This is a genomic window from Streptomyces sp. NPDC048639 (genome assembly GCF_043199075.1).
Classification (GTDB): Bacteria; Actinomycetota; Actinomycetes; order Streptomycetales; family Streptomycetaceae; genus Streptomyces.
In genome coordinates, this window is sequence record NZ_JBICVP010000005.1 from 377,730 (window position 1) to 393,678 (window position 15,949).

A 15,949-nucleotide genomic window follows, 5' to 3' on the forward strand; every position below is an offset into this window, starting at 1 on the left:
CGCTGATCCTTCCTCAGAGATCCTCGGGGCCTGCGCCGTGCCCGGGCGTTCCCGCCTGGGAATCGTGGGCGCCAGGCGGGTCTGCAGGCCTCGAGGTCCGGGCTCGCCGGTTGGCCGACTGGATGGCGGCCATCGTGGCCCCTGCCCGGTCTGGGGAGGCAGTGGCGGCTGAGCCCGTGTCGTCCTGCTCGGGGTTGCCATGAGCCGTCTTGCGCAAGGGTTCCGCGAGGCTCTCGCCACGCACTCTCGTCGGGAGCCTGTTCGCCGTCGGCGCCCGGGGAGCGGGCGGAACGGGACGAGCGGTCTCGGCGGGAGCGCCGGGCGGGGTGTCGTGCGCGGTGGGCGTGGTGTGTCCGCCGGTGTGGTCCGCACCCTCGTGAGGGTGCGGCCGCGCGGCCGGAGCACCGACGTCCTCCGATGGTTCCCCCGGTGTGATCGGCAACAGGCCCGCGCCTCCGTACGTCGGATAGCCGCTGTGGTCGTCGAGCGACTCCGGCATGCTGATACCCGTGCCGATGCTCGGCGCATGCAGTCCCTCGCCGGGGCCGGCCAAGCCGAGGCCGGCCCCCGCTCCCGCGAGCGACTCGCCCAGGCCCGAACGGGGCCCGGGGACGGCGGGGATCTCGGTCTCCCGCTGCACTTCCTGCTGTTGGAGCTCCTGCTGGACCTCCTGCTGCGTCTCCTGCAGATGCTCGGAAATCAGGCCCGACAGCAGGGACTTGGTCTCCTCCAGCATGGCGCTGGGCAGCAGCACGATCGCGAGGGTGCCGCCGTACGGCGACTTGCGCAGCGAGATCTCGAGGTTGTGCCGCTTGGCCAGCCGGGCGACCACGAAGATGCCCAGCCGCGGGGTCTCGCCCAGCGTCATCATGTCGAGCTCGGGCGGCTCGGCGAGCAGGGTGTTGATGTGCTCGTAGTTCTCCTCGCTCATCCCGAGGCCTCGGTCCTCGACCTGCAGCGCCAGGCCCTTGGCGACCTGCATGGCGCTGACGGTGACCTTGGTCTCGGGCGGGGAGAACGCCGTGCCGTTCTCGATGAGTTCGGCGACGAGGTGGACGACGTCGGCGACGGCCCGTCCGACGAGGGACACCTGGGGAGCGGGCAGGGCGTCCACCCGGCTGTAGTGCTCGGTCTCCGAGATGGCACTGCGCAGCACCTCGTAGATCGGGACGGCCTTGCTCCAGCGGCGGACGGGCGGGGAACCTCCGAGGATGACGAGGTTCTCCGTGTGCCGTCGTACGCGGGTGGCGAGGTGGTCGACCGCGAAGATGTCCTTCAGCAGCTCCGAGTCCTGGTGCTTGCGCTCCAGTTCGTCGAGCTTGGGGATCATGCGGTTGATCAGAACCTGCGTACGGCGGGCGAGGCCGAGGAACGCCTGCTCCGTGCCGTCCCTCTTGCGCGCCTGCTGTACGTACTGCCGGGCCTGCTGCACGAACATGGACTCGACGGCCCGGGCCAGATACTGCGTCGCCGTGGCGAGCCGGCCCACTTCGTCGGTCCCGTGGTCCTGTTCCGGATTCGGCTCGACCGGTTCCGCCTGTTCGCCCCTGCCGATTTGCTCGACCAGACGTGGAAGCCGAGTGTCGGCCAACTCCACGGTGGATTCGTGGATCCGGGACAGCCGTTCGGCCAGGGAGCGGGTGAACCGCGGTACGAGCACGCCCGCGGCACCCAGCACGGCCAGGGCCACGAAGGAACCGATGACGACCCGCAGGATCAGGTCGTCCGCGCGGGACGTCGCCTCGGCGGTCACGCCGCCCAGGGCGCCGGTACCCAGCTCGCGCAGGTCCTGGCCCACGATGTCCGCGGACTCCCGCCACTTGCCCGCCTGTTCGGGCAGCCCGGAGCGTCCCGAGATCACATCGTCCTCGAGCGATACCACAAGCGCCCACTGCGGGCTTCCGGTGATACGCCGGAACGCCTTGGCGTCGCTCGCGGACAGGTCCGCGGTGTCGAGCGCCATGGCCGCCTGCTGCTGGACCGCGACGTACTGGCCGAACTCCGTGCGTGTACCGGCCGTCAGACGGTTGGACGCCTTTGCGGTGGTGAACAGGGCGTCCTCGCGGGAGAGCATCTCCGAGAACTGCACCAGGCGGTTCACGGCGGCGCTGTCGTAGGCAAGGCGGCCCTCTCCGATACGCGTCACCGACGCGAGCAGAGCGGTGCCCTCCTCGACGGTGTCCGTGTAGTACCGGAAGGCCTCACGGCCTTCGGAGGCACGCTGGTCGATCGCGTCGCGCTGCTGCGACAGCTCTTCCAGCGCCTTGTTCAGGCCGTTGGCCCCGCCCTTGACCGCACCGTCGGTGGTGTCCATGGCGGAGCGCCACGCACGAAACCTCTCGACCGCGGCATCGGTGCTGCCGCGCGCATCGGTCACCGCGCTACGGGAGGCGTCACCCGGCGAGGCCTGCCAGGAAGCCGTGAGACGGCGCTCCTCCTGCAGACGCACCACGAGGGTGTGAGCAGGCTTGCCCGCCGATGCGGCCAACTCCGCGTCGGCGCGCAGGGCGAGACCTTCTCCGGTCCAGACGCTCGCCGCGTATCCCCACAGTGCCGTGAGGACCAGTAAAGGAGTGAGGATCAGCAGGGTGAGCGTAAATCGAATCGATTTGCGATGAGCGGCACTGGTCACTGTGTGCCGGTGTCGTAACCCTGGCATCTGATTCCTCGTGCGGCAGTGGAACGAAGGTGGAGGGAAGGGCGTACCGGTCGCCCGGAAGCCCGGACGCGTGCGTGGAACGGCGCGTTGACTCTGTGTCATCGGCGACCGACCGGATGCACCGTACCAGGGTCGCGCGGCACCTTCGACTGGAAGCGGACGACCTCAGTAGTCAGCACTCAACGGCCTATAAAATGGCGGGCCCTTCCGAGCCTTTTGCGTCGTTGAGGCCATAAGCAGGGGCGTGGCGCCACTGGACCGAATCGTCCCCGCGCCAACACCCGGCGGATTCGGGCCGGTTCGGGGTCTTTCGTCACAACAGGGCCAGGAGTTTCGGGGTGTAGAGCGCGCTGGCGGACTCGGCCCCCGCGACCATGTCGAAATAGATCGCGGTGAGATCCGGATCGGACTGCACCGCACGGAGCAGCGACAGACGCTGCTCGTGCGTCTCGAGCTGGGCCACCGCCAGTGTCGCGTCGTACCCCTCGCGCAGGGTCTCGTTCCGCTCCCGCGCCCAGGAGCGCAGCGCCTCGTCCAGCCGCTCGGGTACGCCGAGCCGCTCCCCCACGTGCCGTACGAGCGACTCCGCCTGGAAGAAGGCGTCGCTGATCCCGCGGGCGGTGATGGAGTCCTTGTGGTGCCCGGCGTCCCCGACCAGCGCCCAACCGGGGCCCGTTGCCTCCCGGAAGAAGTTCTGCTGATCCCCCGTGCCGCGCATGCGCTCCGCAGGGCGCTTGCCCTGGAGCCGCTCGAAGAGGGAGGGGGCAGTGGTGCGCACCTGTTCCAGGTACGCCCCCTGAACGTCCTTGCGCACCTCGTCGAAGCGGGACTGCGGGAAGTAGGTGAGGACCAGGGTCGCTTCGTCGTTGGTCGGCACGGCGGCCACCCAGCTGCCCGGTCTCTCGTACAGCTCGAACTGTGCCGGTACATCCCGCCAGTAGGTGTAGTACGCACAGGTCAACCGCGGGTCCTGCGCGGTGAACTGCGCCCCGCAGAGCGCGGCGACAACGGAGCGCATACCGTCCGCCCCGATGACGAGCCGGGCCCGCTCGGTGAACGGCTCGCTCCCCCGCGTCCCCTCCACACCGACCACGCGCCCGGCCCCGTCCCGGAGCAGGCCCCGCACCCTGCAGCCGCTGCGGAACTCCACCCCCGCCTCGACCGCGCCGTCCACCAGGATCGCGTCCAGGACGTGGCGGCGCGGCGCGTATCCGGCGGTCTGCCCCTCCACGCCCCGGCCGCAGCCCTCGAGACGGATGTCGTCGACCTCGTAGACGGCGCGCTCCAGCGGGGGGCAGCCGGAGGCGCGGACGCGGTCGAGCAGGCCCCAGCGGGCGAGGGCCGCGACGCCGGGCTGGTGGACGAGGTGGGTGGACAGGGTGTCGGAGGGGAACTCCTGCCGATCGAGCATGAGCACCCGGTACCCCGCACGGGCGAGCAGCATGGCGGTGGGGGAGCCGGCGCATCGCGCCCCCACCACGATGACATCGAACATGTGTGAGCCTCACAGACCGTCAGCGAGAGGGAGTTGCGCAGGGACTCCACACGCGGTCGTCACAGCCCCGGCACCGGCCCGGCGCGAACGCGGGGCCGAACGCTCGGACGTGTTGCCGGACCTTGCGTGGGCCTGCTGGCTTGGGTCAGTCAGTGGGGGGTGTCACCGAGTGCAGCGAGCAGTGCGCGCCGGTCGATCTTGCCATTGGTGTTGCGGGGCAGTTCTTCGAGGGCGGTTATCCGACGAGGCATCATGTACGGAGGCAAGCGGGCGCGCAGGGCAGAATACAACTCCTCCGCGTCGCAGCCGCTCCCGCTGACGGCTGCCGTCAGGTCCTTCTCCCCGTCCGGGCCTTCGACGGCGAGCACGATCGCGTCCCGCACCCCGGCCTGCTCCCTCAACGGCGCCTCGATGTCGCCGAGTTCGATGCGGTGGCCACGGATCTTGACCTGGTGGTCCGTACGCCCCAGGTACACCAGCAGCCCGCCCTCCTCCACCGTGACCCGGTCGCCGGTGCGGTACCAGTGCCGGTCGGTGAGGGGGGACGTGCCCGCGTGGTGCTCCAGGGTGCCGTCCTCGTCGCGGGTGAGGAAACGGCCGGCGTTGTTCGCCGGGTCCAGGTAGCCGGGAAAGCGCTGCGGTCCGCGGACGCACAGCTCCCCCGTGCCGGCCGGCTCCCCCTTCTCGTCCAGGATCAGGGACTCCAGGGTGGAGTAGCAGGAGCCCATCGGCACGGTGCCGTTGGCCGTACGGGGCCAGTCCTCCACGGAGCCCGGGAGGCCGTACTCCGTGCAGGAGATGGTGAGTTCGGTCGGCCCGTAGAGGTTTTCCAGCCTGCTCCCCGGGGCGGCGGCCTGCCAGGCCCGTGCCTGGGAGAGCGTCAGTGCCTCGCCCCCGAACACGCTCCGGCGCAGCGTGGGCATGCTGCCCGGGGTGAGCGTGCCGAGGCGGGAGGCGAAGGACGCCAGCGACGGCACCGAGAACCAGTGCGTGAGCCGGGCGGTGTTGATGAACTTCACCGGGGACATGAGCTGCCCCCGCCTCGGCACGACGAGGGTGCCTCCGCCGCCCCAGGCCACGAACAGGTCGTGCACCGATCCGTCGAAGGTCGGCTCGAAGGTCTGCGAGAGTCTGCTGCCGGGGCCCACGTCGTACCGGGGCACGACGTGGGCCAGATAGGCGTCGATGTTGCGGTGCAGGACCGGCACGCCCTTGGGTGTGCCGGTCGAGCCCGAGGTGAAGATGATGTACGCGATGTCGTCGGGCGTGGCCGGGCAGGGCGGCAGCGCGGGAGGCGCCTGAGCACGCAGGGCCGCCAACTCCTCGGACCCTGCGACCAGGAGCGGAACACCCAGGTCGCCGTCGGCCCCCACCGACTCGGCGATCACCGTGTCCAGCTCCGCCGCCGCGGCTGTCGCCGCGTTGCGCGAGGCGGGGTACTCCGGGTTGAGCGGCACGACGGCCGCTCCGGCCCGCAGGATGGCGAGGTAGCCGGCGTACGAGGTCACCGACCGGCTCGCCAGGAGCCCTACGCGCCGGGGAGCGACGCCCCCGGCCGAGGCGACCAGCCGTGCGGCCAGCCGCTCCACCAGATCCCGCAGTTCACCGTAGGTGAGCGTCTCTCCGCCCACTTCCAGCGCCGTGCAGTCGCCGAACCGGTCGGCGGAGCCGGCAAACCATGCGTACAGGGTCTGCGATCCGGCGCTCATACGGGATTCGCCTCCAGCCTGCCCACCCACTGCCGGAACGCGCCCACCGTGCGCAGATCGGCGAGGTCCTCGACCTCGAACTCGTAGCCGTGGTCATTGGCCAGCTTCAGGACGATCTGCAGCCGCGCGAGGGAGTCGATCCCGATCTCGGACAACAGGGAGGTGTCCGCGTACGTGGTGCGCGCGTGCTCGGTCAGCACCCGGGTCGCCAGGTCGCCCGTCCCGTCCGCGTCCCCCTGCTCGCCGAGCCAGTAGCGCCTGGTCCGCCAGGGGTGGCCCGGCAGCGGAACGTAGCGGCAGCGCTGGCCGAACACCTCGTCCCAGTCGACGCTCTCACCGTCGCGGTACCGCTGCGCGGCGGTGCTCAAGTGTGCGGGCGCCTTCCCCCGTCCGCCCTTCGTCCCCACCGCTCCCAGCTCCTCCACCATCTCCTCGTGGGAGGCGGCGACGACGGCGAGCCGGTGGGGGTGGTGCTGCCTGCGCGTCGCCGCGCTGTGGCAGATGTCGCGCAGCGCGTACGCCGAGCCCGGCCCGTCCGGCGCCAGATACGCGGCGTAGGAGCGCACCAGCGCGTCCAGCGCCTCCGGGCTCCGCGCGGACAGCGGCAGCACGCACGGCTTGGCGCTCCGGCGCCGCCACACGGCGAGGTCCCCGCTGCGCCGGCGCCAGCGTGCCGGATCCTGACCGGTCGGCCGGGTCTCCCCCTGACGCACCACCAGATGCGCGTTGAGGCAGGAGACGCCCTGGCCGCTGACGCCCGCGACGGCCGGGCGGCCGTGGTCGGGCAGGTCCTGGAGCTTGACCGGTACGGCCAGCGGCAGTTCGTCCCAGGGGACGAGGGGGTTCGGCACCTCGAAGTTGAGGCTGGCCGGGATCTGGCCGTGCTCCAGGCAGAGGACGGCCTTGATCAGCCCGGCCACGCCGCCCGCCGCCTCCGCGTGGCCGATGTTGGTCTTCACCGAGCCGACGTAGACGGGCCGCTGGGAGGGCCTGCCCTCGCCGAGGACCTCTCCCAGAGCGTTGAACTCCAGCGGGTCCAGGGTCGGCGAGCCCGTCCCGTGCGCCTCCACGAAGTCCACGTCGGCCGGGGAGATCCCGGCGTCCTCGTACGCCCATCTCAGGACCTGGGTCTGGCCCTCCAGCGAGGGGGCCAGCAGGGAGCCGCCGGAGCGGCCGTCGTTGCTGACGGCACTGCCGAGGATCACGGCCCTGATGCGGTCGCCGTCGGCGACGGCCTGGGTGAGCGGCTTGAGGACGACGACCCCGACGCCGTCGCTCGGGCCGTACCCGTCGGCACCGGCGTCGCCGAACTTGCTGCGGCCGTCCGGCGCGAGCGTTCCGGCCTGGGTCATCAACACCTCTTCGTCCGGGCGGAGTTTGAGGTTGACCCCGGCTGCGAGGGCGAGCGAGCTCTCGCCGGCACGCAGGCTCTGCACGGCCATGTGGACGGATACGACCGAGGACGAGCAGGCGGTGTCCACCAGCATGCTGGGCCCGCGGAAGTCGAAGACGTAGGAGAGACGCCCGGGCAGCAGCGAGCGCTGGTTGTTGAACAGGGACGGCGTGACGGCGTCGAGTCCCCGGCGGTACTGGAGATCCAGGTAGTCACCGCGGGCAGCCCCGACGAAGACCCCGGTACGGCTGCCCGCGAGGCGGTCGGGCCGCTGTCCCGCGTCCTCCAGCGCCTCCCAGGCCGTCATCATCAACAGCCTCTGCTGCGGGTCGAGTTCCGCTGCCTCGGTGGACGACATCTCGAAGAACTCCGCGTCGAAGTCCGCCATGCCCTGGACGTAGCCCGCGCGGCGGCTGGTGATCCTCCCCGGCCCTGGACTAGGGGAATACAGGGTGTCCACGTCATATCGTTCAGGTGGCGTCTCGCTCGTCACGTCCGAACCGTCACGCATCAACTGCCAGAGCTGATCGGCTCCTGACGCGCCGGGGAACCGGCAGGCCAGGCCGATCACGGCAATAGACCGTGCCTCGATGTCCGCTGTCGACCTCTTCATCAGTCCACTCCTTCGATGCGTCCCCGACGTCCCAGCGCTGCTGCTGTTCGCTCGCTCCGCGGTGCTGCCGCGGAGCCGGCGACGCGACCTGGGCTGCATACCCGCGCCGCCATACCGAGAAAGCCACCCCCCGGTACGGGCGGGTGGGAGCTCGTCGTCAGATGAATGAGTTCTCAACTCCGTGCTGGCCAGTCACATCCCCGGGGGCGCCTGGCCGGACCATGTGCCCGCAGGGCACGCACCGGTGTCGTCGGCGGGCGGCAGGGGCCACGCGCCGGTCGCGACAGAACTTCACGCGTCCGGCAGGTACCCGGCACCAGGCAGCAACGTTCACGCCTCTCGCCGACGACAACCCAACACGTGATTGTCGTATGCAAAACCGTTTCCCCCTGTTACCGATCCCAAGATTGGCGGGAAGTGATCGACGGGAGATTGAAGCGCCGGGAAACGGGACAGCATGCAGAGTTGAGCAGCTTTCCGATCCCGGCGCAGCGCTCCGCGGGCCGGGTAGCACCGTAGCGGTGCCAGTACGATGAGAGCCATCGGAAGTTCCGCTTGTGGCAGTACGTACGGGCGCGGATCTGGTTTCATTTCCAGTCATGGATCCCCAGACGCCCGATCAAGCCCGGCAGAGCGGTGAGCGACGCACCAGGCGGCTGCAGAAGCTCCGCCTCAACGGCCCTGACCCCGAGCCGGAGTTCGACCGCATCGCGGGCATCGCGGCCAGCCTGACCCAGGCGCCGCTCGCCATGGTCAACTTCATCAACGCGGACCAGCAGATGTTCCGCGGCATGTACGTCCCCCCGTCCGACCCCGACGGTGACGGTGACGGCGACGGAAGAGCGATCGCGTTCGACCTCAGCGACCTCCCCGCCGAAATCCCGCGCGAGGCACCGATCAACTACGGGTTCTGCCCGCATGTGGTGGCCCAGGGGTCCCAACTGGCCCTGGACGACGTCTTCGCGTACCCGCGCTTCAAGGGGAACCCGCTGGTCAACGAGATGGGTGTGCGCGCCTATCTCGGCACCCCGCTCCGGGACCACACCGGCATGATCCTCGGCACCCTGTGCGTGGCCGACATGAAGCCGCGTCAGTGGGGCACGGCGCGCAAGGAGAGCATGCAGCAGCTGGCGGAGACGCTGCTCTCCGAATTCCGTTTGCGGGACAGCCTGCTGGCCCAGCAGCAGGAGATGTTCGCCATCTTCGACCGCGCCCCCTTCCCCATCATGCTCACCGAGGGGCCGGACCATCTGCTGCGCTACGCCAACGCCAGGCAGGGCACGGCGTTCGGACGGGTACGACAGCTCAGCCCGGGACGCCAGGTTCTCTCGGCGCTGGACGCGGTCGGCGTCTTCAACGCGATGGACCATGCCTACCGGACGGGTCAGACCATGACCCTGCCCGAGGCGCAGATCACCTCCTTCGACTCGCTGACGCCGCAGAGGTTCACCTTCACCTGCACGCCCGTACGGCTGTCCCCCTCGGCTCCCATCAGCGGAGTCCTGACGGTCGCGATGAACATCACCGACCAGCCGACGACGGAGTCCGAACCCCGGCAGTTCGCACAGGACTTCAAGAACCAGCTCGAGAACCTCAGCCCGGGCAACACGGGTTGGCCTCAGCCCGGCCAGGGCAACGAGAGCAGTGTCTTTCTGCGGTGAACGCCCGCGTCCGGCCGTGACGTCCACCTCGGGAAGGGGGTCCGTCATCCCGTCTCCGCGGGCGACGTACAGGGCGGCCTGACACAGAAACAGACGCTACCGGCGCCGAGCCGACGGCAGCTCCCGGGGTGATGGCGCATCACCCCTCACGGGTACGGGGCGAGCGGGGCGGCGCCGCCGCCCCTCGCCCGCTGCCTGCCTTCCGCTTCCCGTTTCGTATCCCCGCGCACCTTTTGCGTGCCGACGTATCGCGCCGTGCCGTCGGCATGCGCGCATGCGGCCCCACCCGAAACGGTCGAATTGCTCCCCCGTTTACTCTTCACGCCTTTTCGCGCGCCCTGGGGTGACCCCCATCTTTTCTCCACACGCTATTCACGAAAAGGCAAGGGGCGAGCGTGAAGGGCTTTTTCTCGAATACCTGGAACAACAACCCGCACACGAACGGGTTTCCGAATCGGGATCCGGACAGTTTTCTCCGCGGCCATGCCCGGATTTGCTCCTCCCCAGCGCCCCCGGCGGACCGGCCCGCGGCCCGGGGGCCCCTGGCAGCGGCCCGAGGCACCCGTGCGCAATCACATCCGAACCCCCGGTGTCAAGTTGTCGGGAAATCTGCTTCGTGAGTGCCAACGGCATAGTTACGGACCGCTAAGCTCCGCTGTGGCTGGGCGAGTTGACGCGACTACACACTGTCGCATCCCGCCCGCCCACGTCATGCCTGTCTCAAGGGAGATCCGTTCAGTGATCCGAGGAGTGCCGCTGTGTCCGGGCACGGCCCACACGACGTCAGGCCACGTGTCCCGCCACTTGTCCCCCCATTCGATGGTGTTGCTGTGAGGATGTCGATGGAACGTGCCACTCCCCCTCCCGCGGCCCGAGCACCCGCCCTGCGGTACACCTCGTGGCTGGTGCCCCCCGCTCTGTGTGCCGGGACGCTCGTCACCGCGGCCACCGGGCCGGCCGAGGTCCATACGTCCGTACTCGTCGGCGGGATAGCGGCCACCACGGTCGCGTGCGCCGGGCTCCTGATCCGCCTTCAGCGGCGGCTGCACCGGGCCGAGGACGAGCAGCAGGCGGCTGTGGCTCAGCAGGAGCAGTACCGGCGCCGGCAGTCGGATGCCGAGCAGGCGCGGATCGAGTCCGTACGCTCCACACTCGCCGCGCAGATGCAGGAGCAACTGCATCAGGCCCAACTCCAGGTCGAGCGCGAGAAGTCGCTCGTGGCCCGGATCGCCGAGAAGTACCTCCCCGAAGCGCTGAGACAGATGCGGGACGAGGGAGCGGCGATCGACGACGTGCTGTCGTCCGTGGTCCGGTCCCCCGACATCCCCGCGGAGTTCGGCGCGGAGCACCGGGCTCTGCTGAGGGAGATGCTGCTCCGCTTCGAGGACGAGTTCAACCGCTCCTCCTCGGCGGAACAGGCCGTCGTCAGCATCGGCAGCCGGATGCAGGTCCACACCAGCAAGATCCGCGGCCTGCTGCACGGCATGCAGCAGGAACACGGTGGCCAACCCGCCGTGGCCCAGGGGCTGATGGCGCTGGACAGGGAGGTCGGGCCCGCCGACTGCCTGGCGGCCAGCATCGTCGTCCTCGGCGGAGCGGACCGGCCATCGCGACAGTTCCAGGAGCCCCGCCGGCTGCTCAGCGTGGTCCGCGGCGGCCAGGGGCGCATCAAGGACTTCGAGCGCGTCGAGGTGGCGCAGCTCCCCGACCTCGGCGTCGACGGCGCACTGGTCGACCATCTCACCCTGATCCTGGCCCAGTTGCTGGACAACGCCACGCGGTACTCGCCTCCGACCGAGCCGGTCATCGTCTCCGGCAAGGAGGTGCCCAACGGCGTCGGCATCAAGATCCAGGACGCCGGCAAGGGGCTGAACGAGGAGAAGAAGCGCGAGGCCCAGCAGGCCCTGGACGGCGTCGCCGCAGGCCCCGCCATCGGCGGTCTGGCGGAGGAGGCCCAGCTCGGTCTGCGCGTGGTGGGCGCCCTGGCGCGCAAGTACGACATCAGGGTGACCTTCGACGACTCGCCCTGGCTCGGCACTTCGGTCGTGGTCGTCGTACCGCTGAAGTACTTCAGTCCGCTCGCCTCGGCAACCGTCCCCGACTCCCCCACGGTCCCGGCCGTACCGCAGCAGCGCAGCGAACCCCCCGCGCTGGACGTGGCGGAGCCCGCGATCACGGACCGGTCGTCGACCACCCCCGGCGGGCTGCCGAAGCGCAGCAGGCTGCCCCGTCGGCCCGAGTCGCCCGTGGAGGACGGCGCCACCGGAAAGCCCGCCGCCACCGCGGTCCCCCAGGACGACTCGTTCGCGGTGCCCTCGGAGCAGTCGTTCTCCGGGATGGCCGCCTTCGCCTCGGGCAGCCGGCCCACGGCCGGGAGCGACACCGACGACCTCGTAGACGAGCCGGAGAGTGACAAGCCATGACGCAGCATGTGACCGACATGAGCTGGGCTCTGCGTGACCTGACGGAGAGCATCCAGGAGATCCGCTTCGCACTGGTGGCGTCCAGCGACGGGACCGCCATCACGGCCCACGGAACCGACCGCGACACATCCGACCGGTTCGCCGCCGTGGTGGCAGGACTGCAGTCCCTTGCCCAGCCCGTCGCGCAGCAATTCCCCAAGGATCGCGGTCAGTTGCGGCTGGCGATGATCGAGGTCGACGGCGGCCATCTCTTCGTGGTGCGGGCCGGTACGGAGACCTATCTCGGCGTCATGGCCGAGGAGGGGCTCGACCAGGGCCTGCTGGGTCACAAGATGAGGACCACGGCCCGGCAGATGGGCGACCACCTCGGCACCACGCCTCGTCAGGACGAGCACTCTGGATGAGCGAGCCCTCCCGGACCACGGATCCGTTCGGCCTCGAGCGCTTCTACGTCCTCACCGGCGGTCGCAGCAGCCCGGAGGGGATCGCGACGACGCTCGACGTGGCGACGCTGGTCGTCGCCAACTCCGCCCCGGACGCGGGGATGCAGCACGAGCTCGACGCGATCCTGCGGCTGTGCCGCAACCCGCTCTCGGTCGCCGAACTCGGTGCCCGTCTTCGACTGCCGTTCAACATTCTCGCGGTGCTGGTGGCCGACCTGCTGAAGGCCGGCCGTGTGGAAGCCCGTGACCCCATTCCGGCCTCGGTCGGCCAAGGGGCGTACCAAGCACTGCTGGAGGAGGTTCTCCGTGGACTTCAACGGATCTGATCAACACGAATCACCCATCCCGGCGGCCGAACTCCACGCCGGCAGCCGCTCGGTGAAGGTGATGGTCGCCGGCGGCTTCGGCACCGGCAAGACCACCATGGTCGCCAACGTCAGCGACATCGAGCCGCTCACGACGGAGGAGACGCTGACCGAGGCGAGCGCCGGGGTCGACGACCTCATAGGCGTGGCGGACAAGAAGACCACCACGGTGAGCCTCGACTTCGGGCGGATCAGTCTCAACGAGCAGTTGATCCTCTACCTGTTCGGGACGCCCGGTCAGGAGCGCTTCTGGTTCCTGTGGAACGGGCTCTTCAAGGGCGCCCTGGGAGCTGTCGTCCTGGTGGACACCCGCCGGCTCGCGACCAGCTTCCGCGCCATCGAGGAGATGGAGCGCCTGGACGTCCCGTTCGTCGTGGCTCTCAACGTCTTTCCCGACTCGAACAGCCATCCCGAGGACGAAATACGAGAAGCCCTGGACGTGGACCCCGACACCCCCGTCGTCACCTTCGACGCCCGTGATCGAGGATCGAGCCGGAATGTGCTCATCACGCTCATCAAGCACCTCCAGGAACGGTCCACCGCCGCATTGGAGCCCCGATGAACGCCCAGCCCGCCCACGGCCAGCGTCCCGGCGCACCGGAGGATCCCGCAGCCGGGTGCCCGGTCCGGGCCGTCGGCCCCGGGGGTCTGACGAGGCTCTACGGGCCGGAGGCCTCGGCCGATCCGCAGGGCATCTACTCGCGTCTGCGCAAGCAGTTCGGCCCGGTCGCTCCCGTCCTGCTCGAAGGCGATGTGCATGCCTGGCTGGTCCTCGGCTATCGCGAGAACCGGCGGGTGCTGGACAACCCGAGCCAGTTCAGCCGGGACTCGCGGAGTTGGCGGGACTGGAAGGAGGGGCGCATCGAGGAGACGTCGCCGCTCGTTCCGATGCTGGTGTGGCGGCCCGACTGCCTGTCCCAGGACGGCGAACCCCACAGACGGCTACGGGGTGCCGTGACCGACAATCTCCAGCGGGCCGCGAGCCGCGGGATCCGCCGCCATGTGACGCACTTCGCCAACAAGCAGATCAGTGCGTTCGCGGCCGACGGCCACGCCGACCTGGTGCCGCAGTTCGCCGAGTACCTTCCGATGCTGGTGCTCACCCGGCTCTTCGGTCTGCCGGAGGACGACGGGCTGCGTCTGGCGACCAGTTGCGCCAAGCTCATCAAGGGCGAGGACGCGGTCGCGCACGACGGACGCATCATGCAGGTGCTCGGTGAACTCGCCGAGCGCAAGCGGAAGGAGCCCGGCTCCGACTTCACGACCGGTCTCCTGGGGCACCACGCAGGACTCGACGAGAGCGAGATCCAGAGCCATCTGCGGCTCGTCCTCATCACCGCGCACACCACGACCAGCAATCTGCTGGCCCGGGTTCTGGAGCGGATCCTCATCGACCCCGCCCATCTGACCGACCTGGTCAGCGGGCAGATGAGCTTCTCCGCGGTGGTCGAGGAGGTGCTGTGGAACACACCTCCGCTGGCCGTGGATCCCGGGCGGTTCGCCACCACCGACACGGAGCTCGGCGGCCAGCACATCAAGGCCGGTGACCTGCTCGTCCTGGGGCTCGCGGCCGGGAACGCGGATCCGGAGGTCCGGCCCCATTCCGCCGTTTCCGTCCGCGGAAACCAGGCCCATCTCGCGTTCGCCGGCGGTCCGCACGAGTGCCCGGCCCAGGGCATCGGGCAAGCGATCGTCGAGACGGCCGTGGATGTCCTGCTGCACCGGCTTCCGGGGCTGCGCCTGGCCATCCCGCCCGAGGAGCTGACGTCCACCGCGTCCACCTGGGAGACCCGCCTCGACAGCCTCCCGGTCACGTTCACACCGCAGCCCGTCACGGGCTGACCGCGCAAGACGGCGACGACACGGGCCGGCCGACCTCACGGGAAGGGGTCGGCCGGCCCCGTTGCGTCCCTCGGTCCGCTCCCACCGGCCAGCCCCCGGCATGGCGAGCAGATCGTCCAGGGACCCCCGGCCATGCTGTTCGGCCACCCCGGCGGGGGGGGCCTTCGCCGCGGCGTAGCGGCCGGTGTTCAGGGCCCACTCGTAGTTGCCACTGACCCAGTGCCGGATCGTCTCCACGCCCTTCCGCACCCGGTCGCGTTCGGCGTTGTCGAGCCCCAACTCGTCGCATATCGCGGGGACATGGGCTTCCAGGCGCACATACGTCCGCACACACGCCTCGGTGATACGGACTCCGCCGCCATGTCGCGCAGACCGATCATGGTCGGGTGCGACTGGACCTGAGCGGGGACCTGACAGCGGCGACTGCGCTCCCCCGTCGATGGAGTGGTGGATGCCCCGGGCGGAAGGCCGGACCACCCCGGCCGAACGCGGTTCCGCCGCGGCCCCCGGCCGAACGCGGTTCCGCCGCGGCCCCGCGGCCGTGCCCGGTCCGCATCCCGCGATCCGGGGAGCAGCAGGCCCTGCGGACGCACGGCGTCTCCGCGGATGCCCGCACCGGCTGGAGTTCCGGGCCGACCTGGCACGGCCGGCCGACAGCCCCGCCCGCTCCTGTGACCTGTCGAGAGCCCCGGCGCCCGTCGGTGAGGGGAAGGCCCGACACGATCCGGTCCGGGCGCCCCACCCAGACGGGCTGTGCCGGACGGGCTGTGCCGGACGGGCTGTGCCGTCGGCCCGTAATTCCGGAGTCCCTGGGAACACGTGGGCTAGCGACGAACGAGGAGCGGGCCATGTCCGACGTTCACCAGTCACCGCCCGGACGCCACGAGAGCCGGGAAGAGCAGGCCGACCGCAGATGGGGCGAGCTCCTGCAGGAGGTACGCGTCGCGCAGACCGGCGTACAGATCCTGCTGGCGTTCCTGCTCACCGTTGCCTTCACGCCGCGCTTCGACGATCTGGGCGACGCCGATCACGTCATCTACGTCATGACCGTCCTCTTCGGCACGGCCGCGGTCGGGGCGCTGATCGCCCCGGTCTCCTTCCACCGGATGGTCTTCGGCCGGCATCTCAAACCGGAGTCCGTGGCCTGGGCCTCGCGCTTCACGCTCGTGGGCCTCGTGCTGCTGCTCTGCACGCTGCTCTCGGCCCTGCTGCTGATCCTCCGCGTGGTCGTCTCGGACCCCTTGGCGGTCTGGCTGACGTTCGGGGCGCTCCTGTGGCTGGCGGGCTGCTGGTTCGTGCCCGCGCTCGTCGTTCGGCACCGGACGCGTGGCGACCGCTGAACGCCG

Annotated in this window: 11 protein-coding genes; 7 read left to right on the forward strand and 4 right to left on the reverse strand. The window is 70.1% G+C overall.

The genetic code is table 11. The features are described from left to right. Positions 1 to 13: 13 nt before the first annotated feature. The 4 genes from ACGFNH_RS16510 to ACGFNH_RS16525 all read right to left on the reverse strand — a co-directional run bounded on the left by ACGFNH_RS16510 (position 14) and on the right by ACGFNH_RS16525 (position 7,869). Complete coding sequence (locus ACGFNH_RS16510) at positions 14 to 2,632, reverse strand: nitrate- and nitrite sensing domain-containing protein (protein WP_393654181.1); 2,619 nt, start codon at positions 2,630 to 2,632, stop codon at positions 14 to 16. Positions 2,633 to 2,972: 340 nt separating this feature from the next. Then, positions 2,973 to 4,154, reverse strand: a complete 1,182-nt coding sequence (locus tag ACGFNH_RS16515) for an FAD-dependent oxidoreductase (RefSeq protein ID WP_393654183.1) — start codon at positions 4,152 to 4,154, stop codon at positions 2,973 to 2,975. Positions 4,155 to 4,303: 149 nt separating this feature from the next. Beyond that, complete coding sequence (locus ACGFNH_RS16520; protein ID WP_393654185.1) at positions 4,304 to 5,863, reverse strand: amino acid adenylation domain-containing protein; 1,560 nt, start codon at positions 5,861 to 5,863, stop codon at positions 4,304 to 4,306. Further along, positions 5,860 to 7,869 carry a beta-ketoacyl synthase N-terminal-like domain-containing protein gene (locus tag ACGFNH_RS16525; RefSeq protein WP_393654187.1) on the reverse strand — a complete coding sequence of 670 codons (2,010 nt, stop codon included), beginning with the start codon at positions 7,867 to 7,869 and terminating at the stop codon, positions 5,860 to 5,862. Before ACGFNH_RS16525 ends, ACGFNH_RS16520 begins: the two co-directional genes overlap by 4 nt. Before the next feature lie 599 nt (positions 7,870 to 8,468). Between ACGFNH_RS16525 and ACGFNH_RS16530 the strand changes: the two genes are divergently transcribed. The 7 genes from ACGFNH_RS16530 to ACGFNH_RS16560 all read left to right on the forward strand — a co-directional run bounded on the left by ACGFNH_RS16530 (position 8,469) and on the right by ACGFNH_RS16560 (position 15,943). After that, a complete protein-coding gene (locus ACGFNH_RS16530) occupies positions 8,469 to 9,530 on the forward strand; it encodes a GAF domain-containing protein (protein ID WP_393654189.1) in 1,062 nt (353 codons plus the stop codon). An 842-nt stretch (positions 9,531 to 10,372) separates the two neighbouring features. Then, positions 10,373 to 11,953, forward strand: coding sequence for an ATP-binding protein (locus ACGFNH_RS16535; protein ID WP_393654191.1), 1,581 nt, complete (start codon positions 10,373 to 10,375; stop codon positions 11,951 to 11,953). Further along, positions 11,950 to 12,357 carry a roadblock/LC7 domain-containing protein gene (locus tag ACGFNH_RS16540; protein ID WP_393654193.1) on the forward strand — a complete coding sequence of 136 codons (408 nt, stop codon included), beginning with the start codon at positions 11,950 to 11,952 and terminating at the stop codon, positions 12,355 to 12,357. The genes ACGFNH_RS16535 and ACGFNH_RS16540 overlap by 4 nt, the downstream gene beginning before the upstream one ends. Beyond that, positions 12,354 to 12,722 carry a DUF742 domain-containing protein gene (locus tag ACGFNH_RS16545; protein WP_393654194.1) on the forward strand — a complete coding sequence of 123 codons (369 nt, stop codon included), beginning with the start codon at positions 12,354 to 12,356 and terminating at the stop codon, positions 12,720 to 12,722. Before ACGFNH_RS16540 ends, ACGFNH_RS16545 begins: the two co-directional genes overlap by 4 nt. After that, complete coding sequence (locus tag ACGFNH_RS16550; protein WP_393654196.1) at positions 12,703 to 13,323, forward strand: ATP/GTP-binding protein; 621 nt, start codon at positions 12,703 to 12,705, stop codon at positions 13,321 to 13,323. Before ACGFNH_RS16545 ends, ACGFNH_RS16550 begins: the two co-directional genes overlap by 20 nt. Beyond that, complete coding sequence (locus tag ACGFNH_RS16555; protein WP_393654198.1) at positions 13,320 to 14,603, forward strand: cytochrome P450; 1,284 nt, start codon at positions 13,320 to 13,322, stop codon at positions 14,601 to 14,603. The genes ACGFNH_RS16550 and ACGFNH_RS16555 overlap by 4 nt, the downstream gene beginning before the upstream one ends. 848 nt (positions 14,604 to 15,451) lie before the next feature. Next, positions 15,452 to 15,943 carry a DUF6328 family protein gene (locus ACGFNH_RS16560; RefSeq protein ID WP_393654200.1) on the forward strand — a complete coding sequence of 164 codons (492 nt, stop codon included), beginning with the start codon at positions 15,452 to 15,454 and terminating at the stop codon, positions 15,941 to 15,943. Positions 15,944 to 15,949: the final 6 nt, after the last annotated feature.